Source organism: Collinsella ureilytica, assembly GCF_019795105.1.
GTDB lineage: Bacteria > Actinomycetota > Coriobacteriia > Coriobacteriales > Coriobacteriaceae > Collinsella > Collinsella ureilytica.
Genome location: NZ_JAIMFO010000004.1, coordinates 1 through 23,424 on the forward strand (window position 1 = coordinate 1; position 23,424 = coordinate 23,424).

Below are 23,424 nucleotides of genomic sequence, written 5' to 3' on the forward strand. Positions count from 1 at the left end.
TTGTCCCCACCAGCCATCTTCACTGATTCCGCCGCCTGCTTCGCTCTTTGAAGAGCTAGGCACGCCGTCGTAGTTTGGACGAATAATCGCAGCCACAACGCCCCAAGAGCGTGTACGGCGATGCACGCCGCCGCCGTTGCCCTGAGAGCCTGACGTACCCGGTGAGGTATTGCCTTCGATGGTTTGGATGTAGCTGCCGCAGTTGCGCTCCACGAATCCTACGTGATCTACGCCATTGCCTAATTGAGGATCCCAATCAAAAAGAACAATGTCACCCGGACGGGCATCGTACTTATTTGCGAGGACAATGCCTGCGCCTCGAGCGCCTGAAAGCGCCGCTAAACAGCTTGCGGTAGGAAAGCCAGGGACTTCAACGCCGCACTCAGCGAGGATATAGGAAACAAACATTGCGCAGTATGGCACGCCATTCGTACCAAACCACGGCGTATTAGTGAGCAGAGCATACCAGCGCCCGTAGATGGTTCCCATGAGGGGGTCTGTGAACCGGCTATAGCCGATCTCTTTCGCTGCGCGGGCAATCACGTCATAGCTAGTCGCCATATTCAATCACCTCCACCTCAGCAACATCCGGCTCGTCGTGGGTGTTTTGGTTCATCACTTCTGCCTTCTCTTCGGCAGTTAGTTCTTTTTCTTCGCTCATGGTCTAGCCCCTCTTCGGCTCGGTGTAGGTCATAGCGCGGTTTGAATCGCCCACACCGGCGGTCGTGGGGTCAGTGATAACGCCCAGCGCCGCAAGCACGGTGAGCAGACTCATCACAAACGCCATCGCCTGTTCTTGTCCTACCGGCAGCGTCACCCCTAAGGCGGTAGCCACATTGGCTGCAAAAACAACCGCCGCAGATGCTAAGGCGGCAAGCGTTGCCTTGTTCTTGAGCCGTAGTTTCCAGTTGATCATGGGCATTTCCTCTCTCTAGTCCGTCCCGCCCGTCTTGATTGGCAGGCACCTGTTCTCACAACGCCGCTCAATCCGGTCAATCCTGCGTCCCTGGTCTCCGATTTGAGAGCGCATTTCTGCCAGCTGAGCGGTGTGATCAGTGAGCAAATTCCTTACGTCTCGAAGCTCGCCTCTGGTGTCGATACCGACCGACTCGATGCTTCCGAGTTTTGCTTTTACGGCTTGCCAGTTCGCGCCTTCTGCACGGTCGCGCTCGGCTCGTGCTCGATCTCGCTCACGTGCAGCTGCTCGATCTCGTGAGAGCGTGAGCGCGAGTGTGATAGCTGATACAACGAACATCCCAGCCGAGATGATGAGGGCTATTTCCATGTGCTACCTTCCGGCAATCCAGGTGCAGTGACCGCGATTGCAAACGCCGCCGCGCGAGTTGTGGATACGGAAAGACATACGCCCGTCGGTGTCGATGTAGTAGCAAGCGCGCAAGTCAGATAAGCTATTTGCATACCAGTCAGTCGCTACCGTGATGCCTGAGATATTTACATCCGGTCGCATGTCATACGGGATACGTTCGCTATCGCTCAGCTGCCAGTTATTGCCGTTCTCTTGATTGAACGCCCACGCCAGCTCAACGAGCTTTCCTAATTTCCTGCACTTGATAAACCATTGCCCTTGCGACCAAATCGTCGTCCAGCTGCTTGGAGTCATCGCAGACGCTAAAGCCGACGGCGTGAGCGCATAGCCCGAGTACGGCCCCTTGGATTTGTCCGGGCTGTCGCTCAGGTACACGCCGCCTTTTGTGTATGCGCTCGCTTGTGGCAGGGTGTAGTTATTCGCATTCGCGTCAATATCGTCAAGTTTTCGCTTGTCATAGCTCGACATAAAGCCATCTGCGCGCGAAGTGGCTGTGTCGTGGGTATGATCCACATCTGATTTCTTACTCAGAGAAGCAATAAGCGCAGAGTGCAGCGTTTTATGCGCTGTATCAACTCGCTCAATGGCTGCAGAGATTTTCGTCCAAAGGTATTTCAAGCCCGTGAGGTTAAGAATTGACTCGCCACCAACAGCAGTACCACCAGATACCCGGTCAATATCGTCTGTGGTGATTCGCGATACATCGACGTTGGAAACACCGAGACGCTCCCAGCGTTTCGCAACGTAGCGCCACTCTGCGTAGGCGTCTCCATCTGAGCCAGGAGCCCCGCTATCCGATAGCGGAACCAAATAGAGCTGAGCATCGTTTGGTTTGGTAATGGTCGGGATGCGCGTTTTTGCGTCATACTCTCCAACCACGCAGACGTGCGGCTGGAGTTTCATCATACGTTCGTTGTTAAGTGCTTGATCGGCGTTGTTCTTAGCCTGGGCGGCAGCGCGTGCAGATTCTGCCGTTACACGCTCTTTCTCAGCGCTTCCCCTGAGTATCTCAGCTTGCACACGAGCGGTCTCAGCTGCAATACGATCAGCTTCTGCGGTTGTGCGCGCCCGCTCCGCTAAGCCATCAGCTCCAGCTATCCCATAGATGTGGCCATCAACCTCTACGGCATATACCTCGCCATCAACGTTTTTCAGAAAAGCGCTCATCTGTTCCTACCCCGCAATAATCCCGATTGCCAGGCTGTGCCGGTCAACCGTATCGACTACCACTCTGTCCCCCGGTTTTGCGCCAGCGCATGCCGTGGTCATCGGTATGCCTTGCAGTGTCGAGCCGCCCTCCCCCGCTACGATCTCAATATCGAGCACGCCGTTTCCCACGGAAGCGACGGTGCCGATTCTTCGGTCAAATGAACTCCCGGTATACGCACCACGACCGATAACCTCAGCCATCGCTCGCCCAATGCTTCCCGCCTGCTCAACCTCAGCGCTATTCCTCGGTTTCATCGGACAAACCTCCTAAGCTCGGTTTCAGTGGGACACCCAGCTTTGAGTAAGAGTCGCTGCGTACGCACTTCAAATTTCCCGGCAATACCTGCCGTGGGGTAGGAAAACTCGACCGCATCACCCACACCGATAGGAGCAAACGCATGTCGGATGTTCAGCCGCTCAATAATCGACTGCCCTTGCTTTAAGAGCTGTGCTGCTCGTTCGTTTGCGGCTTCTTTTCTTTTTTCTGGGGTGGCTCCCGCCGGAAGATCGCTATAGGTATATGACTTGGTTATCCATCTACCGACTGCGGGTTTTGAAAACTCGCTTGCTGGATCTTCATCAGAGGCGACGCCAATCACTGTTTCTTTCTCGGTCGAATAGCAAACGACAACTCGGTTTGCAACATCCATGGCGTCGCGCTCTTCTGTGAGGTGGCGCTCAAACTTAGCTGATGGACCCTCTCTGAATTCCCACGCCACGGGGCGCTTGACTAGTGGCGTGTAGCGTCTGAACACGACTCTTCCCATCGCGTCAGTTCGAGCGCCTGAAAAGCCAGCCAAGGACAGGAGGTCGTTTACCATGTCCAGCTTGGTATCGCCTATCTCTCCGCTCTCTTTTCGAACTCCCACGCCATAGGTTCTCGCGCGCGAGATTTTGTAATCAGATGCATCAGCAATAACAACCAAACCCGCTTCCTCGCAGACTTGTTTTGCGCGCTCAACAGCTGGTGTGTTGGCAGGAACTGAAACAGGACTCGTGAACCGATCGGACAAGAGCTCTTGCAAACGCCCCTGGAACTTAACCGCTGCAACCGAATAGGCTCCAGTGACACGACGAGATGGCGAGGCGGCAGTAAACGTGCCCAGGGCGACACTTGCTGTATTGCCTGCTGGCCAAGCTGTCTCTAGGTAAATGCGCACTAAATCAGAGCCAATATCAAATGGAGCGGTGCACGCCGCCTCAGCAGTTTCAATGATTCGTACATCGTTGTTCCGAGTAATCGAGCCAGCAGCCAACATGGGAAGAACTGCCACCTCTTCACCAGTCGCGCGAGACACACGGACATACTTGTACGTTGTCGATGAGCTACGCTCGCTCCAAGTCGCCCTATCCATTGATCGGCTCCTCCCATACAACTTCAGAGAGCGTGAGCGTTACATCGATCAAGCGATAGCGCCCAGCGGCGTACGTATACGACGCCTCAACAGTGCAACGGGCACGCCCTCCCCAGTGGTCTCGGAACCAGCACAGCTCTCCGCCACGAGAACGAACTGAGCGCAGCAGTGTCCTTAAGGCTTGGGGGTCAGTGATCGTATATGAGTGGGAGCCGGAGGCTCGCATGCCGCCGTCTGGGTAAAACGTCGGAAGCATTTGAGTCCCTGCACCCAGCGCAAACTCAAACGTCTCTCCCGTGCGCTCAACCTTTGCCTGACCGGTGGCGTCGTATTCGAGCAGATGCACACATGAGGCGTCTGCGCCAAAGCTATATGCCTCTCGCCCCTGGGCATCGACTGTCCAGGGGATCCTCGCTTCTGAAACGGGTCCCAAATCTGAGTGAGCGATCACGGCATATTCGTACTCGAGATTAAGTGGTGGCAACCGATCGAGCGATTCATCGCCATCTCGAACACCCATAGCGATCGGCAAGCGCGACCCATCAGGCAAGATGCGGATAATATCGATTGAGGTTGTCTCAGGAAGCTCTGCAATATCTACAACGCCTTCCTTAACGCCCACCGGAGCACTGACCGGGATTGATTCTGTTTGATCAAGGAATTCAGGCGATCTTAGCGTCTCGTTTCCCACTGTCCAGGTCGTACCGCCCGCGCGCGCAATAATGCGTACCGCAAGCGTTGTGGGATCAGTCTCTAAGTGCACGCGCGGCTCTGCGGGGGCGGCATATTCAACGCGAAAGCGGCGCGTCTCAGATATCTCAAGCCCGGAGCCACCGCGAACAACAACCCGCAAAGCGTACTCATTATTATTGTCAAGCAGATACTCAGACGAGCTAATGGAGAGCGATCGCTCACTCAGCTTTGGATCATGAGCCCAAATCACTGAGCCAGAGCTATCGAGCAGCTCGAGGCGTTGGTGTGCGATGCCAGAAGCGTCGCTCGCGTTCCAGGCTACCTTGACTGGCATCAGCTTAACGATGTCACCGTCTTTTGCTGGATTGATAATGTGAGCTGATGGAGGGCTAGCAACTCGAATCTCACGGGCAGGACTCCACTGACCCCACTTTGCATCGTAGCCTTTCGTGCGTACCCGAATCCGAAGCCAACCGTCTGTTTCGGTATACGATATGGGCAGTTTCAGCGAGGTATCTCGATCGTTTACTGTTTCAGTTGTCGGTTGCTTGTTTCCAACCGTGACCTCAACCTCAGCGCGGCTTTGCGCGGATTGATCGGGGTGATCTGGTCGCCAGGCTACTACAAGACGCGAGCCCGTAGGTACAACGCTTGCCGAAGGTAGTGTAATTGCAGGCGCATTAGGTGGGCAGACTGCTGCAAACTCACTCGATACGACCCAGGGAGAGATCAACTCCCCGCGAACTGATGCAATGCGCACCCGCACTCTGCTTGAGGCTCGAGAAGAAGTGGGAAAATAGGTAGTCCTAAAGCGGTCAGTCCACGCCCCATTATCTTCTGACTGCTCAATAATGTACTCGGTAGCGTTTCTTACCCCTGAGGTATCGGCAGAAATTCGAAAACTTCTCCCGTCTCCTGTTCGGGTGATCGTAATGTCTGAGGGCGGAGCAGGAGTTGTATAGACGGGTGTGGAAACATTCGAATAGGAGGATGTACCACCTCTGCCAGACGACCGGACGCGATAGGTATACGAACTGTTAGCACCAACGCCGAAATCGGTATAGTTGGCGGCATACTCTGATACAGACGCGATTTGTACCCACGCGCCCCCATTATCACTGCGCTCCACCAGTGAGCGCTCTCTTTTTCTCATAGAAGAGGTTGAGCCGTTTTGCCAGCGAACCTCAATACGGTTATCACTGATACGATTTGCGCTACACCCGCTTGGCGCGCCTGGAGCAGCATACGGAATGGGAGAGACATCAACAGTCGCATATGCTGTTGAGGTGCCGTTGTGATAGCCACCGGTCAGCTGTACCCATCCACTTACCGAGATCTGCTGCCAGCTCTCTGTCTTTCTGACAGTCACTGAGTGGGTGGCTGCAAGCTGATCGACAGTCGCGCCGCGAGCGGACTCGGCGGTAAACTGGTTCACGTTTCCATTCGACCAATTAGCCGATGCCAACGCCTGCGCTCGGACTGAATACCCCCAGCCGATCGAATGGAAATAGATCTTAACTTCTACAGTGGCCTGTGTTTCGTTTTCCCAGGACACATAGGCTTCAAGATGCGTCTGCCAGTGCTGGACGACGTTGCCCCACCCGCTTGCCATCTATATCACTCCCATTGTTGCGCTGAACTCATTCCCGAGAGCCTGGAGCAGCTCGCCAATACGATCGTTTGCCGCTATATCCAGTCCGTTAATGGTCAAGTTGTACGTATTAGAAACGCCGGCTGCCGCTCCGGTTCGCGCTCCGACTTCACTGGCGATCATGCGCACAAACGGCATGGCATAGCGGCGGTTGGTGAGCGGCACGATTGCCTCAGCTCCTGCCTCGCCCACAATGTCAGTCAGAGGAACCGCGCGAGAAGCAATGGCTCCTCGTGCATGGTATCGCGGAACAACCACACCTCCGTCTGCATGAAACGCAAAGCCGCCTGCAGCATTTCTCCTGCTGACACTTAACGTGGTATGCACGCTCGTTGGGATGGAGTTGAGCATGGATTTAAAGTTTCTTATGTCGGACTCGCCTCTTGTATAAGCAGCCACCGTTACGTCTTTACCAGAGACGCGGTCGATATTGCTTTTTGCATCCTGGATCCGCTCCGTAGCATTTCCGGAGGGGATATTTCCGTTGGCGGTAACATTGATCGATTTACTGGAGAGATCTCCAATGCTTGAGCGAGTATTATCGACTTTACTTTTTGCAGCGCCTGTAGCAACCGTACCGACCGCGCTTACGTCAACCGTGCTACCGCTGAGTCCTGCCACACTTTGCGCTGTTGTATCAACTGCACTCTTGGCTTTACCGCTGATTACGTTGCCTTCAATGATGGCAGTGGCGCTCTTGGAAACCAGCTCACTACCATCCCAGACCCAGAGATGCCCTTGTCCATCAACCAGCTCAGCATAGTCACACCTAGCTTGGGTCTCTTTATCGACAAGTTCCCCATCGTTCCATACATAGACTCGATCTTGTCCGTCGATTAACTCAGCATCATTAATGCTGACCGTACCGTCTTTGTCCTCAACTGGCACTGCGTTATAGTTTTGGATCGCCCAGACTATCTTTGTTAGGTCGCCATCAAATGCCTGGGCGAGCTTTCCGATATTCTCACTGCCAATCTGGCGCAGAGTATCGCTTGAGACCCCTGCCTCAAGCAGCTTCGCGCCAAACTGATCGAGATCAATTCCGGCCTTGTGAAGTGGGGCCTCAAGCTTCAACTCGCTAAATGTATTTGTGAGTTCCTGCCCGGCTTCAGACATCATTGCTACTTTAGCGCTGGCGTATTCTGCTGATTCAGCACTCGACTTCTCAGCAGTAGAAAGCTCCTCAATTTCAGGCGTCAGCTTTTTGATTTTTTCTAAGAGATCTTGCCGGTGCATAGCCTCTTCGTACGTAAGATGCCCGCTTTTTTCTTCGAGCGGATAGAGTTCTTCATTGATTCTTGCGAGTTCGTCTTTTGCCTGAGACAGTGCGAGATAATCTTTAGCGTGTTGCTGCAGGTACTCACCAGCAACCTGCTGATACGCCTGTATCTCAGCGTTTCGCTTCCATGCTTCAGTATTCTTCTCAAGCTCTTCGGTCGATATCGAAAGCTGGCCGGTTGCCCCATCAGTAATCTCAATTGAGGAGCCGGTCGCATCGTTGTAGCCTTTAACAGCGATCGCTAAGCGCGCTTGTTGGACTTCGTTCAGCTGACCTTTGCTCGTAAGCTCTTTGATTGAGTTTGCGTATGAGTCAACCGTAGCGGCACTCACTTCATAGTCGGAAATTACCTCTTTCGACTTCTTGTTAAGGTCAATGACCGCCTCGCACGCTTTCTTACCAGACCCCGCTATTTCATCGAGTGCTTTAGCCTGTGATTGAGCACCAGCGGCAGCCTCTGCAGAAATGCTTGCGAGCGATTGCGACGCGTCGGCCATGCGTTTTTGTCGCTCCTCGGCCAGGCGTGCTTTTTCAGCAAAGTCACCGATCACTTTTGCAGCAAAACCGACCGCAGCAGAGACAGCGGCTGTGACTGCTACAGTTGCCAGCATGGGACCTGCTGCAGCGACTGCTCCCATTGCTAACCCCTTTAAGCCAGTCACTAAACTACCGACCTTAGAAGCAACTCCTCCGGATGCTTGTGCGGCTTGTTCCCACGCAGTGATCTGTGCCTGGGTCGATTGAACCTCAGCAGAGGCTGCATTAGCTTTTTCGATAAATGCATCTTGAATTTCTCTTGCCGCTTTTGCCTGCTTGCGACCAGACTTTGCAGCGCGAAGACCTGCCTCGTCGGCCTTTTTCGAAAATGCTTCAGCTTTACCCTGGGCAGCTGCCATACGGTCACACGCATCGATATAGTTCTCTACGCCTCCGGCGGCATTAGCAATTGAGTTGCTCGCGATACCGATCTGAGAGGCCATAGTTTTTGAGGAGGCGTAAATACGCAATTGCGCGGCATCTGTTGTGTTTGCCGCGTCTTTATACACCGCAAACTCTCGAACGACGTTTCCAATGACTGTCTCAGCGCTGCCAAGACCTTTTGCGACCTTTCCCAATACATTGAGCGTGGGTCCAGCAGCAGCTGCAATACCTGCGATTGATATAACAAGGCGCTGAGTCCCCTCATCTGCAGACGCAAAGGCAGTCGCTAGATCAGATGCGGTGTTTAGCAAGGGTGATACAGCGTCTGCAGCAGCGATGAGAGCATTTACAAGCGGCACACCCACCTGGGTGGCGAGTGCTTCAACCTTGTTTTTAAGCACCTGGATTCTTGAGGCCATGGATTCGTTGCGCTGATCGACCTCAGCCTGCAGTGCGGAGTTATCCTTCCAGGCTTGCGTGGCTCCGCCCAATGCTTGTTTCACCAGATCAGTGTTGCCAGCCAAACGCCGCATGACATCGCCCTCACGAAGTGAGGTGATGCCAAGCTCTTTGAGTGCATCGTTCATATCGTCAGCATGCGAGACACCGTCCAACAGAGCAGTAAATGCTCCGGCAGCGTCAGTCTCCCAGGCTTTTTTGAAGTCTTCCGCACTCATTCCCGCACGACGAGCGAATGCTTCAAGCTCGTCTCCGCCATTAGTAACCGAGCGGCTGATCTTGACAAAAACTTGCGAGAGCGCAGAGCCACCCATCTCAGAGCGAATACCGAGTGACGACATCGAAGCTGAGAGACCGAGCACCTGCGCTTCAGATAAACCGATTGTTTTTCCTGCAGAAGCCAAGCGCTGAGCCATAGTTGAGATCTCAGACTCAGTGGTTGCAAAGTGATTGCCCAGATACACAATGGTCGAGGCATAGCGCTCCATGTCAGTTTGAGACATGTTCATAATATTGGCGAAACGCGCCATCTCGGTCGCCGCCTGCTCAGCGCTCATGTTGGTGGCGATATCCAGCCCTGTTGCGACACGAGCAAAATCTTGCAAGTTCCCTTTCGCAATACCTAGCTGAGCGCCGAGCGCCTCCACATTCAGAATCGTCTCAGCGCTTACGGGCTGCGTCTTTGAAAGCTCAATGGCAGCCTGGCCGAGCTTTTGCAGATCGGCCTCAGCCATATCTGTGGTCTTGCGGACGTTCGCTAAAGCAGTATCAAAGCGAATAGCGGCATCAGAAGCTTTGCCTCCTGCTACTACCAACGGCGCTGTAATTGCAACAGCAAGCGACTCACCGACGCTCTCCATCTTTTTGCCCGCAGCGTACATCTGGCCACCTGCTGCAACTATGTTCTCTCCCATAATTGCAACTGACTGAGATGTAGATTTACTCGTAGAAGCAGCAGCTCGAGTCACTCGATGGAACGACTCCCGTTGGCGATTCATAGCCCGCGCGACCCTGTCCGCTGATTGAGTTGAAATATTGCCGAGTCCTTGCAGGCTACTCTTTGCCTGTTCGACAGCGCCTGACCCGTTCCACTTGCCATCAACATTGATGGTAATTGATGCACTACCCAATCTGGACACATCCATCCGCAAACTCTGAAACCGCGTCGTTAAGGTCTCGGATCAGCTGATCCTCATCTTCTAGAATCGCCCGGAGTAGCGCCCTGGGCGGTGTGCCGGTGCGCGGTACCGGTGCTCGCCGTCCACGGTAGGGACCTGTAAGCAAAACAGCGCCGAGATGAGCAAACTCGATGACTCCACCACCAGGGTCGTTTGAGACAAAAGAAACGCCCGTCTTTCGCTTTTTCAGCCGAAGCGATGAGGCGTACTGACCACTCGGCGCTACACCGAGCCCGCGTGCATACCCCTTAGCTTTTGCAAGCGTGGGCGCTGCAAGCTCTGAGATCGCGTTTTTAAGCTCGACGGCAAGCCCCGCGTCAAGCTCAGCGAGGGCAGCAATTGTTTTGTCGAGGTTAACAACCTCAATAGTGAAGCCTTGAAACACTGAACCCCCCTTAATGATCTTCAGGGGTGATCTTCACGCTCTCCTCCCCCGCCACAACCAAACGAGCACGTGCTTGCGCTCGCTCGGCGCGCATGCGGTCTCGCGCCTGTTGTGCGTTTTCACCGGGCTTTTTCCACGCGCCTTTATTCTCTTTTGGAATAGGATCTGAGTATTCCACCATGTCGTACCAGATCTGGCATGCAATCTCGGGGTATCGGTCTATGAGATCCAAAAGCTCAGTAACCGAAGTTGAGGAATATCGAGCAAGCGCTAGAAGTTCTCGCCCGACATAACCGTAAAATTTTCCTCTACCGTGCCATCTGAAATTTCGCTTGGCTCGATGTCATAGACATAGCGGCAAGCAAACGCCTCACATTCTGCCGCGTCAATTTGTTTAGGCAGATCAAGGGCGGCACGAGCAACTTGCGCGCATAAAATGCACCATGCGGCACTTTCTAGAATGACCTTAAATTCACTGGCTGCATCGCTGGTCTCATCAACAATTGCCTGAAACGCTGGATCCCCAGCAAGCAAGCGCTTCGCCTTGGGCGACAAGATATAAGGGGCAGGGAAAACAACCTCTTTTCCACCGGCAAGTGGCTGGACAAGAAAATGATTCGCCTTCATGTTGGCTCCAATCTGTTGGGCGAAACTGCACGTGCATCATCGGTCGGCACTCCCCCGTTGCGTGACGTCACGAAAAAGGGACTCACGTAAGTGATGAGTCCCTTTCATTCAGCACCTGTATGAGCGCATATGTGAGAGCTATTATTCGTGTTTTTTGGCGGGCAAGACATAGCTTTCGGTCTTATTGACCAGAGTGACTGTTGCCGGAGACTCACCGGCGCTCGTGATAATTGCTGAGTCACAGGTAAACTGAATCGTTCCCTCGGTGCCCTCAGGATCAACTGAGGGGAAACTCGCCGTAAACGGAATATGATCAAGCTTCAGCTCAAGGGTCATGTTCGGGTCTTCCGAGTGGATGAACTTAGCGTATACCGAGCCAAACACAATTTTCCCCGAAATATTTACGGCACTCTCAGAGCCGGTAATCATCTTCTGATAGGGCTTGATGTCGTCAGGAATAGTGGTAACTGAGATACCGACTTTTACCGTTCCATCTGCAATATCTCGAGGAGTTACACGCCCAAGTGAGGAGAGCGCAGATGTTCCGTTTTCGATATTGAACGACAGATCGGCAACGAGCGCCTCTTTCGGCGTTCCCGATGCTGTATCAAGACGTACATCGCAGTCAGTGGGGACAAACTTACCGCCATAGCAAGACGCCTCGAGGCTGCCAGGAATACCGTCAATACCCACCTTGCCATCAATACCTGCAAGCTCTGCCTTTAGAGCAATGGGCTCATTGCCAGAAGCCGAAAGCTCGAGCTTTGAGACTTTGCAGCCAACAGCCTGGGTGAAGTTGTTTGTTCCGATCTGAGACCAGACGGTTACATAAGGCAGCGTATCGCCCATCGTAAAGATGTGACGGCGATACCCACTTTTGCTCGCTGCGGCACTCTTGACCGCACCAAGAGCCGCATACAGATAAAAGCCGAGCACATCCGGGTAGCAAAGCGTCTCAATACTGCCACCTACCGAGATGCTATCTACGCGAGCATCGCTCGGAGCACGATTACCGCAAGCAACTGGCGTGCTTGCGATCGAGCGCTCAGCTGAAAACGCAGAGCCACCTGTAAGGCCATGCTTAAATGCAGGGGTCGAAGCCGGAGTGTCTCGGTCTGTCTGCAAGGCAACTGCGGCACTACCAATTGAAGGATTAATAGGCATATTTTGCTCCTAACCTAAGGGATTCACGTCTTGAGCCACCCGCACGCCGCCTGCCACAACAACGATATAGGTGCCTCGCTTATCATTTCGAGCTGTCCAACCGTCTCGCCAATACGGCTCGGCATGCTGAACGAGCGAACCGAGCGTTCGATCAGCCGCGATGGCGCGAGCAATTGCTTCCCACCAAGACACCAGAAGCTCAGAGGTGCTAACGAGCTCTATCCGGTCTGCCCACATCGTTATAGGCACATCGTATTTCAGAGCAAGCGCAGATCGGGCAGGTGCCCCCATAGTGCGAGTGACTGAGGTGGAAGGTGAGATTACCGAGACCGACGCGGGCAGCTCGCCAATGTGGCACATAAAGGGCTGTTCGACCGAAGAGCCACCAATAGCGGTGAAGGGACTTTGATCAAGTGCTTGAAGCGCTTCCTTGCATATATTTTCAACTGCCCGGATGACGGGGTATATCTTAGGCTCCACTACGCCACCCCACACTTTGCCAAACCGTGGCGCTGGATGAGCGCATTCACCTCAGGGATTGAAGTTGCTGCCCCATTTACGCCACCAATAACGTAGCGAAGCACGCCAAGCTCCGTTGACGCTGAGATAGCGTTATCTGGACCTGTGGAGGGCGCTAGATATAAAGCAGCAAGGGCGATAACTGCAGGTGCCATTTCAGCAGGAGTTGGAATACCACAGGTAAATGCAACGGTGGCAGAACCGCCGACAGGCAATGCTGTTACGTCCACCCAGTTCGATCCTGGATGAACCGGGCGGATATCCACGTCTTCACCATCGCTTGTTGCACGAACAATACTGATGATGTCGACCTGATAGCCACCAGATCCTGAGATCATATTGCGATAGCGCCTATCTGGACAGCTCCCGCGATCGACCCAGCCAATCCGCATAACAGGCTGTAAATATCTTCCGCACTCTGCCTCGATGACCTCTTCTGCGCGAGCAATTGCTTGCTCAACATCTGCGTCAGTACAACGAGTGTTAATCGCGTACTGGTCTTGGCGATACCCTTTAACATCTGCCACTGAGCAGTACCGCCGAGCCACGATATCAAGCTCGGCTCGCACCGTAGCACCTGCTGCATCCCACTCAGCAGCCACGAGTCGAGGTGCTCCAAGGCTCGTCAGTGCCTCGCGCTTTACAGTCGTTCCAGTTGCTAGATCGGTAAAGCGCACCTCGGCCGGGGAGCCTTCGAAGGCTACCCCGGCAATCTCTGCAACAGAGATCCTGACCTGTGTGTCAGCGTGGATTTCCATAGCTCTTATGCGCCCGGCTTAATTGCGTCAGCCAAATACACAAAGCTCTTGGGACGAGTAACGGTGATCAGGTGCTCACCCTCGGCCAAAAGCGTGTACTCATTGCGGATGAACTGATCATTTACCAAACCAATGGTGAGTGCATCAGCCTCAGAGGTGTACCACGTTGCGGCGGTGTGGTTGTAAACCAAAGCGCCGTAGACTTTCTCCTTGCCACTGGATCCGCTGACCTCGCTCTCCAGATTGACATCCTCAACAACCGGCAGCTGCCAGAGGCGGTTGTTCATCATGAGCACCATGTACCAGCCATCTGTGCTCTTGGCAAGATCAAGCTCAGTCAGAACATAGGGATGTACGGCAATATAGTCAGGGCGGATACCGGTTTTAAGCCAAGACTCAGTAATCATGCGGCGTACCGAGTCGTAGAACTTCTCGCTTTTCTTTGCCTGGTACTTCTGAATATCCTTCTTAAGGACGCCCTTGCGGCCGTCTCCGTCATCCAGATTGAGAGCACATGCAGCCTCTTTAATCTTGAGACCCGCCATCAGATCGTTAGCAATAACAGACTGGAGCTGCCCGTAGTGGTAGGCAGTCTGCTTAGAGATGGGCATGTGGTGAGCCACTGTGAAGAGCAGGGCGTTGTCCTTTTCCCACGACTCGTTAGACTGCGGCTTTACCTTGCCAGGCTTCCAGAGATCAGCGTTGTTGGTGAACTCGCCTGCCACCATGTACTCAAGCGAAAAGTCGGTAGTCCCAGTTGCCAGTGTATCGATAAAGCCCATGGGCAGCTCGATCACATTTGAGGGCAAGGTGTAGTCAGTCTTGGTCGGCAGAGTAAGCTTATAGGTGGGGTCAGTAGCATTTAAAAGCTCGCTTGCGGAGAGCTTGACGGTGCGGCCAATTGCTCCGTTTTGAGCGGCTAAAAACTCGTTGCGGCTCCCTGTAAAAGCAGTGGCAACATCGCGAACAGGGCAAGACGCGTGCTCAGCTGCCTTAGGAGCGTCACCAGCGCGACGCAGTGCATCTTCTGCCTCAAGGGCATCGGTCAGCTGCTCCTGGTAAACCGCAACACGAGCCTTGGTGGCCACAATGCGATCATGAGCAGCAGCGCGCTCGTCGCCTTCTGCAGAGTTAAACACCTCAGCATCGCGTGCCAGCGCCTCGGTTGCTTCAACGATCATGTTGTTAAGCTGGACTGAAGACTTCATTTTTTACTCCCTTATGTTGAGAAATAAGCCATCGACACATATGACTTTTGAGGCGGCCTCCGCTTCGCTGCCTCCGGCTCCCGGTGCAGCTTGTTCAGTCTCTGCGTCTTTTTGGATGTTCGTCTCAATCTCCCCCGTGCGGTTATGACAAAGCGCGGCAGGTATATGAGAAAACGTTTTTAAGGTATCAGCACTAATACACGCAGCGATCGGTTCTGCGTCTGTCAGCGTGTCGACAAAGCCTAGCTCGCGGGCTTCCTCTGCGTTCATCCACGTCTCTTTGTCCATCATGGACTCAATCTCTGCTGCATCCATGCCGGTTTTTCGAACGTATTGGGCAGAAATAGTGCCGCGTACCTTATCCAGAAGGTCTGCTGCCTCTCGCATGTCAGAAGCGTCTCCTGCACACAAGGTATAAGGGTTATGGATCATCATGAGGGCATACGGGTTCATGACAACCTCATCGGCCATCAATGCAAAATAAGACGCTGCAGAAGCCGCGAGCCCTTCAATCGAGGCAGTCGTGCGCCCGGAGTAGCTCCTGATAGCCTCTGCCATAGCGGCAGCCTCCATTGTGTCGCCGCCACCTGAATTGATGTGGATAACTACGTCGTCACCGTCTGCGGCACGAAGAGCCGCAATAAAGTCACGTGCGCAAACGTCCCCTTCGCTCCATTTCTCAGAAGCGATAAATCCATATACGTCAATGTCTTGCATGCTGAGCGATCCTTTCTATATCACACTCCATGTCATATTCCTCACCGAGTGCCTGCATTGCGGCTTGGTATGGGAGCAGCACGCGGCAAGCGAACTCTCGAGCCTTCGGCACATCTCCTTGCTCAGCAAATCGCGCGATCAGTCTTTGCTCCATATCAGCGTGGATAATCTCGAGCGCATCCTTTGGGCGGCCACCGCTTTTTTCTAGTGAAGGGTCTTCACCTTCACCTGATCCACCCGGCTTAGCCTCTCCTGAGCGCCGAGCACCTGCCAGCTCTTCACCTGTTTCAGGGTTAACCGGAATATAGGCAGCAGAGCGGAAATAGACATCTCCGCCGGTAAATGGAGCCTCGTCTTCTTTTGCGAGCACCTTGTTTGGACTCATCCACCCGCCCATGATGGCTGTGCGATAGCCCTCCATGCGGCTCTTGTAATCGCCACGTAATAAACCGTTCATATCAAATTGGACATACTCATCCGGCTTTCCAGCAGACCATAAAATCCCAGAAAATGCCTTCTCTAGCTCGTGGCATTCGGGCATGAGCGTCTTGGAAGCAAAATTGAGCGCACCCTGTTCTATGTTGCTGTAGGTTGCGTTAGATAGCTCGAAGACCTCTTGGGGCGGAACAGACGTCGTGCGGCAAACTTGCTGCAAAATCCAGCGCTCCTGTTCGACCAGGGACATATCAGCCATCGTGAGCGGAGTCTGGTGGTATTTCAGGTTGTTGTCGAACAGGCGTACCTCGCCAGCGTAGACAATGCCACCTCTATCTGAGAGCTGCCGTCTGATCTTGTCGATGTCTGCCTGGCTTAAATTCCTATCAGTTTCAAGCCAGCCAGGGAAATGGTTCCCGTTTGAGATAAGGCGGTTGTAAAACTCTTCTAAATCGATAGATAGCCCAAGTTCTCGGGCTGAAAGCTCTGCTAAAGAGACCCCCTTAAACCCATCAGCATCGATAACGGGGGACTTGACCCACACAACCTCATGAGGCAGGTATGCTCCTGCTTTTGTAAAACGATCCCCCTGGGACTGAAAGGTAAGACGCCCATTTTCGATCTTAGGCTCAGCACCTTGCCGCATCGGCCAAAGTGCTACAGGCACGCCTTGCGACCACTCAACGCGGATAAATGCATTGCCGAGTGTGTCTTTCGTCATCAGCGTCCAGCGCACCCCCTCTGCCGAGGTCATCAGTGGATTCCACCGATGGCGCAAAAGCTCAGAAAGCGCTCTTGCAACGCGAGACTCAGCTCGTTTGCGCACGTCTTTTTCACGGGTATATACATCAGCTGGAAGAGCTGACAAGGGTCGCGCTTTTGCCAACAAACAAGCTCTAAACGCATTAGAGTGATACGCCCGATCTGCTGCAGGCAGATCTGCGCCTCCTGCAAGATCCAGCATCGGATAAGGAGCCGGACGAATTGCAGGAAGGCTTGTATGTCCAGTAGCTGCTGCTAAAACGGCAGAAATGATGCCCATGCTCACGCTCCCCTTCCAGGTATGCGCTGATAGTGCGCCCTTTGTCCCCCGCTCTATAGCTCGATCGTGTAGACGCTCGGCGATTCTTGTTCATTGTTGTCATACGCCCACATGGCCATAGCTGCAGCGACTGCGGCGTCGATACGTTTTGTTCCTCGCCCGTGCCGCGTACTGGTGAGTCTTCTGCCATATGCCCGAGATTCTTCTGAGCGGGCATTAATGCAGTGCTCAGGCAATACTTCAAGCCCTTTAAATGCCGCTTTTCTTGTCCGCACTGCTATGCCTAAAAGCTCCGAGGCAGGACACATCACGCGCGGAGTTTGCGCAACATCTGCCAAATCCATGCCGCGCTCTCGATAAAGCCAGTTTTTTAAGAATTGCATGCGTGCAGGGTCGCAGCATATGAGTGGAGACCCGGCTTTAGCAGCGAGCTCTTGCAAAACGTCTGCCACATCCACCAGATCATATACGCCCATCGCCCCTGGGCGCTCCCAGCACCACTCACGATATGCCCAGCCCTCACCTATGCGCTGGGCTGCCACAACTGCAAGAGTGTCGCCCGAGACAGCACCATCAATGCCAACACAGAACCATTGAGAAAAATCAAAATCAGATGCGTTTCGCCGACAAGCGTCAACGTCGCGACGCTTCATGAATGGGTTTTCGTGAGCATCCATAGGCGTGCGGTTTAAGTAGTACCGCGCGAACTGATCAAGACTCAGCGCCTCGAACTGCTCTTCTAGCTCTTCGCGAGTAATGCGTCCAGCTGCGAGTATCCTCTTCCACGACCGCCGATCAGTCGGGTCGTCGGAGTCGGTAACGCTTAGCCAGCATACATAGGCATGTGGATCACGCTTTAGACGCTTGTAGAGCCTAAACAAGAAACTATCCCGGTCAGCACCGGCTGTCGTAATTCCGATGGTAAGCGCATTTTTAATTTTTGCTTGGCCAGAAACAGCCGCCTCCCAAACTGTCCCGTCGCGCCAGACGTGCAACTCATCTCCCACAAGCACATGAAAGTGTTTTCCTTGCAGAGCGGCCTCTTTGTACGGGAAGACGAGGATTTCTTGGCCGGTTGCGTTATTTCTGATTAAGCCCTTTTGCACAGTCCACGTGCGAGAGAGCTGGTTGTTCGCGTTGATCATCTGGACGATATAGTCGCGTACGACTTTCGTGTTATCGCGCGAGTCAGCCACAATCCCATAGCGCCCATTTGGCAAAGGCTCCATAGTCGCTATGGTTAGGATGATGACAGCTGCAAGCTGAGACTTTCCATAGCCACGATGTACTCCGAGCAACACGCGCCTGAAGCGCCGCTGCCACACCCCCTTCTTCATCGAGCCGCTGCCAAAAAGAGGACGCCAAATGTTTTTCATCAGCCAGGGATCGATGCGATAAGGCTCGCCGCAAAGTTCCGACTCACCAGCAAACGTGAGAAACGAGGTTGCAAACGCAGCGCTATATCGGGCTTCCTGCTCTCCTGCCTTGGTAAGCCGTGGTCGCTTGGTAACGTAGCTCATTGTTTTTGCATCCGGTCTACTGCGGCGCGCACCTGCTCGGCGATCGATACGCCAACTGCTATACCTGCGGCTTGAGTAAGACCTAAACGAGCGCGAGCAAGCGGGGTACACCCGAGCTGGTCTGACAGACGAAGAGCGCGAGCTGTTGCTTCACCCATAGCTTTGTACCAGGGATTAGGTGCCCAGTCGAGGTATTCTCCCGTCTCTGGGTCAGGCATCCCTCGCCCAACCACTGGCATGACGTTTCCTAGCTCATCAGTGCAGCGATCGCGGCACTGCCGTGCGGCTTCTAGCTCAAAAACGAGCGCTTCAAGCAGCGGGGTGTCTTCTGGCCGCCACGATATGCCCGATGCGGCAATCGTGTCCCAAAGTGCGCTCATGGAGGGAACCGCAAGCACCGATGCGGGTTTTTCTACCCCTTCAAGTTCAGAGTCTGAGCGCGCACCTGCATATAAGGCAAGGTCAGCTCCATCTTTTAGCCTACGGACGGCTCTTGCATCAGCTTTTCTTCCTCTCATGCAAGCCCCACCTCATCCAGCATGTTTCTCAATCGACCAGAGAAAAAACGGCACAGATCTGATCGGTTTTCTGGTCCTGCGACTGCCGCCGCGTCAAAAAATCCCGCAATGCCATGAATGGACGAGACCATATAGGCGATTTCCAGCTCAGATACCGTTTTGTCCACTCCTGCCGGAGGAGTAGCAGGGACTTTTAGCCTGGTGCCGTCACGAAGGGCGCGATTGTGCGCTTTCCTACAGCGATCTGAGCAAAACTGAGCGCGTACGGTTTTTGATTGGAATACCGCAGCGCACCACTTGCAGCGTTTTTGCACAATAACCCCCTTCCTCCTACCTCGATAATCCTTACGTGAGCTTCCCCCATTCCGTGACAGGCGTTCCGTGACAGTTGACTCATTTTCGTACGTATATAAAAATCAGCGGGGCGCTGGGTATGGGTCAAAGTGCATACATGATAATACCCTCCCCCTATTTACGCAGGTAGAAGGCTTGTTATATTTTTTGCTTGAATTTATATGGGGGCTATAGGCTATTTTTTAGCATAAAAAAAAGACCCCGGAGGTCTTCCGGGGTCTAGCTAGCATGTTAACAGTTCTCTATGAACACTGAGCAGGCGGATCAACCCTGCCAATCGTTGCGCCAGTTGCCCGGTCGACCAGGACTAGATCAACGCCAACTGCATCAGCAATGACAGCGACGGTTCCTATGCGTGAATCTTTTCCAGTCATGTTTCTCAGCCAGCTTTGAGAGCGTCCAAGGTTTGCTGACAACACCCGGCCACTATACTCAGATCTTGATATCAGCTGGTTAATCACCTCGTCAGGTCTCATAACATCCCTCTCAATAGTTAGATCGTTCATATAACACATTATCATCGCAGCAAAACAAATAGGTAGAGGTCAGATGAGTTTCTACTTGACCGGTCAATATTAATAGACCATAATAATCATAAGCTTATTCCTCTATCTTTGAAGGAGATCAGGTCATGCTATTTGGTGCAAGCGTTATCTATCTGTTTGGCCTTCTCATCTTTATCCTGTTGGTGCCCATTTTTCTACTATCCACGTTTATTTGGGCTTTGTTTAAGGCTAAGCAAATGGATCGAGAGAAAGAAAGACTGCGCCAAGAAACTGAGCGCAAAGCTGCCGAGGAAGAAGCAAGGCGTGAGGCGGAGCGTGCAGCGAACCCTCCAGCTCCTCCGGTTTATGAGAAGCCAAGGTTTGTAGTATGGAATGGTATCTATGATGATGAAGCGTATGAAGCATACGATGCCCGTGGTAGCAAGATTGGAAAAGAGCACAACGCTGTTGCGATAGCGATTATTAACCCACAAGATCGCCCGCTCATGACGCTTTGGGGTATTGAAGTTATTTACTTTGAAGCTGGTGAGCTCGGTAGTTATAACGTTGTGTCCTCTGAGATCATTAAGGATCCAGCTGTGTTAGATGAAATAGAATCCTTACCATACTTCGAGGAAGATTTTCAAAAAATAGGATCCGGAAAAGAATTAAACGTTCCCTTGTTACGCTTTAACCGAGCGGTAGCTCACCACATTAAGGGTACGAAGTACTACGAGCGCATGAAGGAAGCTGGTCGCCCCTATCCAGAAGACGACGAAGACTGAGCCTTCAAGGTTGCTCGAGCAGCTATCACACTCATCAGTGCGAACAGAAGTGCGATGCACCCAAAGCCAAAGACCGCTCCATAGATCAGACCCACCACAACAGCGCAGCAAAGTACCGAGAGTGCCTCACACACCAAAGCTACGACCGCAGACTGCTTAGCGCTCATAGCGACGCCTCCGCTCTTCCGCTTCGATCTTGTTATGCGCAGCTACCGAGAGTGCCACTAGGTTCTCCGGGGAATCATCTCCCCCAGCTGAGAGCGGAACGATATGGTGTACGCCACCTTTGCCAGGAAGCATGCGCCACTCGCCGTCTCTGTATACCGCAATAACCTCCCCACTTACCGCGCAGCGCCCCTCTGTTCGCGCAAGTGCGATCTGTCGAGCACGGCGGTAAGCCGCACGTGCATACGACGCACGCCAGGGGTTTTCAGTTGCGGGCAGCAGCAGATCGCTCATTAATATAGGTACGCTTCGGGAAATGAAGCTCAGGGAATAGCGTGCTTGCTAGCTCGGTAAAATACCCGTCTGACATGCTTGCAATATAGTCAACCACGGTTCGATCAAGATCTTCTTCCCAAGCATAGACTTTTCCATAGTGCTCAAGCTGGGCAGTAATGCGTGCAATATGGTGGCGGAAGATATAGCTTGATTCATCCCCGGCCTTAAGATCTCCCAAAAAGTGCTCATACATGAGGCTAAAGGCATGCGAGAGCACATCGGCACGCTCCCCTTCAACCCCACCTGCACGATAGATCTTTTCGTAATTCTCAGCCTTTGCTCGACGGATTTCTGAGAAGAGCTCTTCGCTCATCTCAATCCGATTCTTGCCATAGCTGTGCTCAATAATGTCTACCGAAGCACGCGAGAGAATCCACGAGTTGTACCTGCCTCCCATCCCATCCTCAAATGCATCAGGCTCAAGAAGCCCAGCCTCTATCGCGTCTTGGCGGTCGCGCCCAACATAGGCAATGATGTCAGAAATTCTCACCACACAGCCTTCAAGGGTAGCAGGGCGCAAATGACCCACCGCATGCTCGCCCGTACTGATACAGGCATCAACACACACATCCAACTCCTCAAAGGTAGAAAGTCCAGAAAGCTCAAAGACTCGCTGCTCGTACTCACCATTGTGCGTAAGCGCCCCATCAAGGGTTTGAAGACTCAAATTCCTGCCATAGAGCTCATCCATAACACGAACCGAGTGCACATTATGGAAGAAATACCTCCCCGTCCGAGCATGCAAGATCTCATGCAAGAAGCGCTCTCCAGCATGACCAAAAGGCGTATGACCTAAGTCGTGGCCAAGCGCAATTGCTTCAATGAGATCACAATTTAGGCCTAAGGCATAACCAATATCACGGGCAATGCGGGCCACGAGTTGTACATGCAGACCACGACGAGAAAGATCATCGTTGCTGCGAAAGCTAAAGACCTGCGTCTTGCCGTTGTAGCGGTTATACGCAGGCAGATGCAAGATCTTTTCTACATCACGTACAAAGGCTGGCCTCCAAATACTTGGCTCATCACCTGTACGCTCATATCTTCTGCACGCCGCCCCATCATCAGTGCGATATGGGTTGACCCACCCTTGTTCGCGATCACGCGCAATGCGCGCAGCCAGCTCATCAGACAAACGATCAGTCATTGCTTCCAAGCGATCACTCAATGCAGTCATAGATGCTCCTTCTCTCTTTGTTTTCTCATCGATGATTGTCTCATCTTGCAAGGACATCTGGTAAACAGAGGCTTACAAGAGCTATCCAAAGCGGAGCGATAAAAGGAATAAGTGGCAGGCTTTTTTGGCGCGAAAGCGCACAAGCCACACCGAGTAGCAACAGTGCTCCAGCAAAAGCAAGTAAGGCATGGGGTGGTGAGAAAATCATCAAGCAGGCGAGAAACTTCACATCACCCATACCTATGCCGCACTCACCGCGCAGATACCGCCACATGAGCTCAAACACAAAACATGCCACGCAAGCAAGCAAGGCTAAGAGTACGTGGGAAACAAGGGTACTCCAACCTCTGTATGGGGCAGTACCAACAACACCGATGCTCACCAGAGCAAGCGCGACTGCCAATGGATTGGGAAACCTTCTTGATACAGCATCAATGCAGCCCGCAAGAACCACCCCAGCAAGATGAAGCAAAAGCAGTAAGTTGATGAACATCATCAGAAGGAGCCTCCTCACGAACGTATGCGCCAGCATATACATCCGCAGAACAGCCGACTACCCTTGCCAAGACTTGCCCCGCTTCTCCCCTTCAACTCACAGAAACCTCCCCTCGTTTTGCATGCTCACCTATTCCGCTACACTATCTGTGAAGCATGAAGCCAGTGAGTTGGGAGTTTCTTGTGGATGCATCAAACAACGAGCAGCATACGGGCTCTGTTGATCTTGAAAGTGCTAGCGCCGGCACCGCTTGCCAAACTACTACCTCAAACTTTGCCTATATCGTCGCAGCATGTGCTGTAGGCTTTCTCATTGTTTTGGCCTTGCTCGGATCTGCTTTCATAAAAAATGCCATCAGCCTTGGTGTCGCAGCCTATGATCACTATAACTTGAACGATTCTCCGAGCCACCGTCTCGATAAAGATCTTGAACGAAAATTGGAACGAAATCTAGATCAAAAGCTTGACCGCTTTTTGGATGATCTCTGGGATGACAATAAAGATTCAGATGATGATTTTGACTGGAATGACGATTTTGATGAGGATGACCTTGATGACCTCATCCCACGACTGAGCAATACATCTTCTGAGGCGCATCTGGAACAGCCCTTGCAAGCCTAAGGGCGCAAGCGGTTTTTGATCTACGCTTCACTGGGGACATA

27 protein-coding genes are annotated in these 23,424 nt (G+C 53.0%); 2 read left to right on the forward strand and 25 right to left on the reverse strand.

Annotated elements, in window-relative coordinates:
• The 21 genes from K6V98_RS00115 to K6V98_RS08605 form a co-directional block, all read right to left on the reverse strand.
• Positions 1–561 (reverse strand): CHAP domain-containing protein (locus K6V98_RS00115; protein ID WP_222198504.1); only part of this gene is annotated, 561 nt, incomplete at its 3' end.
• Positions 562–664: 103 nt separating this feature from the next.
• Entirely contained in the window at positions 665–916 is a 252-nt protein-coding gene (locus tag K6V98_RS00120) for a phage holin (RefSeq protein WP_222198505.1), read from the reverse strand.
• A 15-nt stretch (positions 917–931) separates the two neighbouring features.
• The gene (locus K6V98_RS00125; protein WP_222198506.1) at positions 932–1,285 is read right to left on the reverse strand and encodes a hypothetical protein; all 354 of its coding nucleotides are present in this window, start codon (positions 1,283–1,285) and stop codon (positions 932–934) included.
• Positions 1,286–1,288: 3 nt separating this feature from the next.
• Complete coding sequence (locus tag K6V98_RS00130) at positions 1,289–2,494, reverse strand: hypothetical protein (protein WP_222198507.1); 1,206 nt, start codon at positions 2,492–2,494, stop codon at positions 1,289–1,291.
• 6 nt (positions 2,495–2,500) lie between these two features.
• The gene (locus tag K6V98_RS00135; RefSeq protein WP_222198508.1) at positions 2,501–2,791 is read right to left on the reverse strand and encodes a hypothetical protein; all 291 of its coding nucleotides are present in this window, start codon (positions 2,789–2,791) and stop codon (positions 2,501–2,503) included.
• Complete coding sequence (locus tag K6V98_RS00140; protein WP_222198509.1) at positions 2,788–3,891, reverse strand: hypothetical protein; 1,104 nt, start codon at positions 3,889–3,891, stop codon at positions 2,788–2,790. Before K6V98_RS00140 ends, K6V98_RS00135 begins: the two co-directional genes overlap by 4 nt.
• Entirely contained in the window at positions 3,884–6,196 is a 2,313-nt protein-coding gene (locus K6V98_RS00145) for a fibronectin type III domain-containing protein (protein ID WP_222198510.1), read from the reverse strand. The genes K6V98_RS00140 and K6V98_RS00145 overlap by 8 nt, the downstream gene beginning before the upstream one ends.
• Complete coding sequence (locus K6V98_RS00150) at positions 6,197–10,024, reverse strand: phage tail tape measure protein (protein WP_222198511.1); 3,828 nt, start codon at positions 10,022–10,024, stop codon at positions 6,197–6,199.
• Complete coding sequence (locus K6V98_RS00155) at positions 10,017–10,457, reverse strand: hypothetical protein (protein WP_222198512.1); 441 nt, start codon at positions 10,455–10,457, stop codon at positions 10,017–10,019. The genes K6V98_RS00150 and K6V98_RS00155 overlap by 8 nt, the downstream gene beginning before the upstream one ends.
• A gap of 10 nt (positions 10,458–10,467) precedes the next feature.
• Positions 10,468–10,638, reverse strand: coding sequence for a hypothetical protein (locus K6V98_RS00160; RefSeq protein WP_222198513.1), 171 nt, complete (start codon positions 10,636–10,638; stop codon positions 10,468–10,470).
• A gap of 89 nt (positions 10,639–10,727) precedes the next feature.
• On the reverse strand, positions 10,728–11,084 hold the full coding sequence (locus K6V98_RS00165) for a hypothetical protein (protein ID WP_222198514.1): 357 nt from the start codon (positions 11,082–11,084) through the stop codon (positions 10,728–10,730).
• Between the two features lie 141 nt (positions 11,085–11,225).
• The gene (locus K6V98_RS00170; RefSeq protein WP_222198515.1) at positions 11,226–12,248 is read right to left on the reverse strand and encodes a phage tail tube protein; all 1,023 of its coding nucleotides are present in this window, start codon (positions 12,246–12,248) and stop codon (positions 11,226–11,228) included.
• 9 nt (positions 12,249–12,257) lie between these two features.
• Positions 12,258–12,728, reverse strand: a complete 471-nt coding sequence (locus K6V98_RS00175) for a hypothetical protein (protein ID WP_222198516.1) — start codon at positions 12,726–12,728, stop codon at positions 12,258–12,260.
• Positions 12,728–13,525 (reverse strand): hypothetical protein, encoded by a 798-nt coding sequence (locus K6V98_RS00180; RefSeq protein ID WP_222198517.1) that lies wholly within the window; start codon positions 13,523–13,525, stop codon positions 12,728–12,730. The genes K6V98_RS00175 and K6V98_RS00180 overlap by 1 nt, the downstream gene beginning before the upstream one ends.
• Positions 13,526–13,530: 5 nt before the next feature.
• A complete protein-coding gene (locus tag K6V98_RS00185; RefSeq protein WP_222198518.1) occupies positions 13,531–14,733 on the reverse strand; it encodes a phage major capsid protein in 1,203 nt (400 codons plus the stop codon).
• Positions 14,734–14,736: 3 nt separating this feature from the next.
• On the reverse strand, positions 14,737–15,450 hold the full coding sequence (locus K6V98_RS00190; protein WP_222198519.1) for a head maturation protease, ClpP-related: 714 nt from the start codon (positions 15,448–15,450) through the stop codon (positions 14,737–14,739).
• Positions 15,437–16,927: a phage portal protein gene (locus K6V98_RS00195; RefSeq protein ID WP_222198520.1), complete on the reverse strand. Its 1,491-nt coding sequence runs from the start codon at positions 16,925–16,927 to the stop codon at positions 15,437–15,439. The genes K6V98_RS00190 and K6V98_RS00195 overlap by 14 nt, the downstream gene beginning before the upstream one ends.
• Before the next feature lie 53 nt (positions 16,928–16,980).
• Positions 16,981–18,447 (reverse strand): terminase large subunit domain-containing protein, encoded by a 1,467-nt coding sequence (locus K6V98_RS00200; protein ID WP_222198521.1) that lies wholly within the window; start codon positions 18,445–18,447, stop codon positions 16,981–16,983.
• Complete coding sequence (locus tag K6V98_RS00205) at positions 18,444–18,965, reverse strand: P27 family phage terminase small subunit (RefSeq protein WP_222198522.1); 522 nt, start codon at positions 18,963–18,965, stop codon at positions 18,444–18,446. The genes K6V98_RS00200 and K6V98_RS00205 overlap by 4 nt, the downstream gene beginning before the upstream one ends.
• Positions 18,962–19,279, reverse strand: coding sequence for a hypothetical protein (locus K6V98_RS00210; protein ID WP_222198523.1), 318 nt, complete (start codon positions 19,277–19,279; stop codon positions 18,962–18,964). The genes K6V98_RS00205 and K6V98_RS00210 overlap by 4 nt, the downstream gene beginning before the upstream one ends.
• Positions 19,280–19,561: 282 nt before the next feature.
• Positions 19,562–19,693 (reverse strand): hypothetical protein, encoded by a 132-nt coding sequence (locus K6V98_RS08605; protein WP_306792630.1) that lies wholly within the window; start codon positions 19,691–19,693, stop codon positions 19,562–19,564.
• A 257-nt stretch (positions 19,694–19,950) separates the two neighbouring features.
• On the opposite strand from K6V98_RS08605, the gene K6V98_RS00215 reads away from it, so the two are divergent.
• Positions 19,951–20,589, forward strand: coding sequence for a hypothetical protein (locus K6V98_RS00215; RefSeq protein WP_222198524.1), 639 nt, complete (start codon positions 19,951–19,953; stop codon positions 20,587–20,589).
• Here K6V98_RS00215 and K6V98_RS00220 read toward each other — a convergent pair.
• From K6V98_RS00220 to K6V98_RS00235, 4 genes are read right to left on the reverse strand one after another with little or no spacing between them, the layout of a single operon-like run.
• Positions 20,565–20,756: a hypothetical protein gene (locus K6V98_RS00220; RefSeq protein ID WP_222198525.1), complete on the reverse strand. Its 192-nt coding sequence runs from the start codon at positions 20,754–20,756 to the stop codon at positions 20,565–20,567. The genes K6V98_RS00215 and K6V98_RS00220 overlap by 25 nt on opposite strands.
• The gene (locus tag K6V98_RS00225; protein ID WP_222198526.1) at positions 20,746–21,048 is read right to left on the reverse strand and encodes an HNH endonuclease; all 303 of its coding nucleotides are present in this window, start codon (positions 21,046–21,048) and stop codon (positions 20,746–20,748) included. The genes K6V98_RS00220 and K6V98_RS00225 overlap by 11 nt, the downstream gene beginning before the upstream one ends.
• On the reverse strand, positions 21,020–22,267 hold the full coding sequence (locus K6V98_RS00230) for a deoxyguanosinetriphosphate triphosphohydrolase family protein (RefSeq protein WP_222198527.1): 1,248 nt from the start codon (positions 22,265–22,267) through the stop codon (positions 21,020–21,022). The genes K6V98_RS00225 and K6V98_RS00230 overlap by 29 nt, the downstream gene beginning before the upstream one ends.
• Before the next feature lie 40 nt (positions 22,268–22,307).
• The gene (locus K6V98_RS00235) at positions 22,308–22,763 is read right to left on the reverse strand and encodes a prepilin peptidase (protein ID WP_222198528.1); all 456 of its coding nucleotides are present in this window, start codon (positions 22,761–22,763) and stop codon (positions 22,308–22,310) included.
• Positions 22,764–22,945: 182 nt separating this feature from the next.
• Between K6V98_RS00235 and K6V98_RS00240 the strand changes: the two genes are divergently transcribed.
• Complete coding sequence (locus K6V98_RS00240; RefSeq protein ID WP_222198529.1) at positions 22,946–23,383, forward strand: hypothetical protein; 438 nt, start codon at positions 22,946–22,948, stop codon at positions 23,381–23,383.
• Positions 23,384–23,424: the final 41 nt, after the last annotated feature.

Bases quoted from the DNA above. Each gene is read 5' to 3' on its own strand.
- K6V98_RS00120 (WP_222198505.1), bottom strand. From the start codon at position 916: ATGATCAACTGGAAACTACGGCTCAAGAACAAGGCAACGCTTGCCGCC.
- K6V98_RS00125 (WP_222198506.1), bottom strand. From the start codon at position 1,285: ATGGAAATAGCCCTCATCATCTCGGCTGGGATGTTCGTTGTATCAGCT.
- K6V98_RS00130 (WP_222198507.1), bottom strand. From the start codon at position 2,494: ATGAGCGCTTTTCTGAAAAACGTTGATGGCGAGGTATATGCCGTAGAG.
- K6V98_RS00135 (WP_222198508.1), bottom strand. From the start codon at position 2,791: ATGAAACCGAGGAATAGCGCTGAGGTTGAGCAGGCGGGAAGCATTGGG.
- K6V98_RS00140 (WP_222198509.1), bottom strand. From the start codon at position 3,891: ATGGATAGGGCGACTTGGAGCGAGCGTAGCTCATCGACAACGTACAAG.
- K6V98_RS00145 (WP_222198510.1), bottom strand. From the start codon at position 6,196: ATGGCAAGCGGGTGGGGCAACGTCGTCCAGCACTGGCAGACGCATCTT.
- K6V98_RS00160 (WP_222198513.1), bottom strand. From the start codon at position 10,638: ATGGTGGAATACTCAGATCCTATTCCAAAAGAGAATAAAGGCGCGTGG.
- K6V98_RS00165 (WP_222198514.1), bottom strand. From the start codon at position 11,084: ATGAAGGCGAATCATTTTCTTGTCCAGCCACTTGCCGGTGGAAAAGAG.
- K6V98_RS00170 (WP_222198515.1), bottom strand. From the start codon at position 12,248: ATGCCTATTAATCCTTCAATTGGTAGTGCCGCAGTTGCCTTGCAGACA.
- K6V98_RS00180 (WP_222198517.1), bottom strand. From the start codon at position 13,525: ATGGAAATCCACGCTGACACACAGGTCAGGATCTCTGTTGCAGAGATT.
- K6V98_RS00185 (WP_222198518.1), bottom strand. From the start codon at position 14,733: ATGAAGTCTTCAGTCCAGCTTAACAACATGATCGTTGAAGCAACCGAG.
- K6V98_RS00190 (WP_222198519.1), bottom strand. From the start codon at position 15,450: ATGCAAGACATTGACGTATATGGATTTATCGCTTCTGAGAAATGGAGC.
- K6V98_RS00195 (WP_222198520.1), bottom strand. From the start codon at position 16,927: ATGGGCATCATTTCTGCCGTTTTAGCAGCAGCTACTGGACATACAAGC.
- K6V98_RS00200 (WP_222198521.1), bottom strand. From the start codon at position 18,447: ATGAGCTACGTTACCAAGCGACCACGGCTTACCAAGGCAGGAGAGCAG.
- K6V98_RS00205 (WP_222198522.1), bottom strand. From the start codon at position 18,965: ATGAGAGGAAGAAAAGCTGATGCAAGAGCCGTCCGTAGGCTAAAAGAT.
- K6V98_RS08605 (WP_306792630.1), bottom strand. From the start codon at position 19,693: ATGACTGGAAAAGATTCACGCATAGGAACCGTCGCTGTCATTGCTGAT.
- K6V98_RS00215 (WP_222198524.1), top strand. From the start codon at position 19,951: ATGCTATTTGGTGCAAGCGTTATCTATCTGTTTGGCCTTCTCATCTTT.
- K6V98_RS00220 (WP_222198525.1), bottom strand. From the start codon at position 20,756: ATGAGCGCTAAGCAGTCTGCGGTCGTAGCTTTGGTGTGTGAGGCACTC.
- K6V98_RS00225 (WP_222198526.1), bottom strand. From the start codon at position 21,048: ATGAGCGATCTGCTGCTGCCCGCAACTGAAAACCCCTGGCGTGCGTCG.
- K6V98_RS00230 (WP_222198527.1), bottom strand. From the start codon at position 22,267: ATGACTGCATTGAGTGATCGCTTGGAAGCAATGACTGATCGTTTGTCT.
- K6V98_RS00235 (WP_222198528.1), bottom strand. From the start codon at position 22,763: ATGATGTTCATCAACTTACTGCTTTTGCTTCATCTTGCTGGGGTGGTT.